The organism is Frateuria sp. Soil773, assembly GCF_001428405.1.
Classification (GTDB): Bacteria; Pseudomonadota; Gammaproteobacteria; order Xanthomonadales; family Rhodanobacteraceae; genus LMSL01.
Genome location: NZ_LMSL01000027.1, coordinates 1 through 2,222, shown reverse-complemented (window position 1 = coordinate 2,222; position 2,222 = coordinate 1). Strand labels below are relative to the sequence as shown.

Genomic DNA, 2,222 nt, shown 5'->3' with positions numbered 1-2,222 from the left:
ACGCCACGCCGTGCTCGCCGAACGCCACCGCGTCCTCGCTGCCGTCGGTCGCGCCGTCGGCCTTGAAGAAGCGCGTGGCGTCGCCGACCGAGGCGTTGAGCTGGTCCACGTTCACCGCGTCGGTGCCTGCGGTGCCCGCCGCCACGTTGGTGATCTGGCGCTCCGCGCCCACGTCGCCCACCGACACGGTGTTGTCGCGGTCGGCCACCGAGTTGGCGCCCAGCGCCACCGCGCCGTTCGCCACCGACCACGCATTGGCGCCCAGCGCCGTGCTGTCGTCGCCCAGCACCCAGCTACCCGAGCCCAGGGCCACCGCATTGGCGCTCTCCAGGCCAAACGCCGCGAAACCCACCTCGGCGCCGGCGCCGATCGCGATGCTGGCTGCACCGGCCGCCGACGACTGCGCTCCCAGCGCAAGGCTGCCGTCGCTGTACGCGCTGCTCTGGTAGCCGATCGCGGTGGACAACTGGCCCGCCGCATAGCTCTGCGTGCCCAGCGCCACCGCGCCGGCGCCATCGGCCTCGGACAGGAAGCCGCCGGCCAGCGTCTGTTCGCCCATCGCGAAGGCCGCCGTGCCCACCGCCGTGCTGTAGTCGCCTTCCGCCTGCGCGCTGGCGCCCAGCGCCATCGCGTCCAGGCCGGACGCCGTCGCCGGGCCGACCGCGTCGCCGGTCGCGGTGTAGGTGATCAGCGGATCGCCGTTCTCGTCCACCGCCTGGCCGCCCACCGCCACCGCGCCGTTCGCGTTGGCCTGCGCGCCGGCGCCGTAGGCCGCCGCGTTCATGCCGTTGGCCGTGCTGCCGTAGCCGCTCGCGGTGGCGTAGTCGCCGTTGGTGACCGCGCCGCTGCCGAGCGCCGAAGCGCCCACGCCGAGGGCGTTCGCGCCGGCGCCGACCGCCGTGCCGTTGTCGCTGCCGGCGAAGCTGTTGTAGCCGTTCGCCACGCTTTCGACGCCATCGGCGATGGCATTGGCGCCGTTCGCCGTGCTGCCTTCGCCGAACGCCGCGCTGCCGGCGCCGGTGGCGGTGCTGTCGGTCGCATCGGCGACCGCGCCCGAACCCGATGCCGTGCCGCGCTCGCCGTTGGCCTGCGCGTTGGCGCCCACCGCCGTGCTGTCGGCCATGTTCGCGCCGGACAGCGCGCCTACCGCCGTGGCGTTCGTGTCCGCGGCATAGCTGCCGCTGCCGATCGCCGAGGCGAAGTCCGCATCGGCCACCGCCGCCGCGCCCACCGCGGTGCTCTGGGTGCCCCACGCTTCGGACTGCGCGCCGAGCGCGCTGGCGCCCAGCTCGGCCGCGATCGAGCTTTCGCCCACCGCCGTGCTGCTCACCTGGTCGGCGTAGCTGTTCCAGCCCAGCGCGGTCGCGTAGTCGTTCATCGCCCATGCGCCGGCGCCCAGCGCGGTCGCGCCGAGGCCCGCCGCCTGCGCGGTGATGAGGCCGCCGTAGGTGCTTCCGCCGATCGCCACGCTCTCGTCGCCGAGGGCCTGGCTGCTCTCGCCGACCGCTACGCTGCCCTCGCCGGCGGCGACCGAGGAATAGCCGTTCGCCACCGAGTAGTTGCCCAGCGCGTTCGCCACCGGGCCGGTCGCCACCGACAGGTCGCCCATGGCCGCCGCGCCCAGGCCGAACGCCGAGGCGCCCACGCCCGCGGCCTGCGCGCTGGCGCCCACCGCGGTGCCGCCCATGCCGGCGCTGGTCGCCGCGGTGGTGACCGGGTCGCCGTTCGCGTCGTTGATGATCGGGTTGCCGTCCTCGTCCACCGCGTTGCCGCCCACCGCCACGCTGCCGGCGCCGGAGGCTTCCGCCGCCGCACCGAACGCCGCGCTGTTGATGCCCGAGGCGGTCGCGCCGTAACCCACCGCCGTGGCATTGGCCGCATTGGTGCTCGCGCCGCTGCCGAACGCCGAGGCGCCCACGCCGAATGCGTTGGCGTTGGCGCCTACCGCAGTGCCGTTGTCGTCGTTGGCGAAGGCCTGGTAGCCCGTGGCCGTGCTCTCGATACCGTTGGCGATGCTGCTCGCGCCCGACGCCACGCTGTGCTCGCCGAACGCCACCGCGTCCTCGCTGCCGTCGGTCGCGCCGTCGGCCTGGAAGAAGCGCGTGCTGCCCGTCGCTGCATTGAGCTGGCCGACCGTGGCGGCGTCGGTGTCTTCGGTGCCGTCGGCCACGTTGGTGATCTGGCGGGTGAAGTTGGTCGAGGCGTCGCCCACCGACACCGTG

Annotated in this window: 1 pseudogene; it reads right to left on the bottom strand. The window is 74.6% G+C overall.

The features are described from left to right. Nucleotides 1-2,222: pseudogene (locus ASG87_RS09680) on the bottom strand (cell surface protein); the annotation flags it as partial.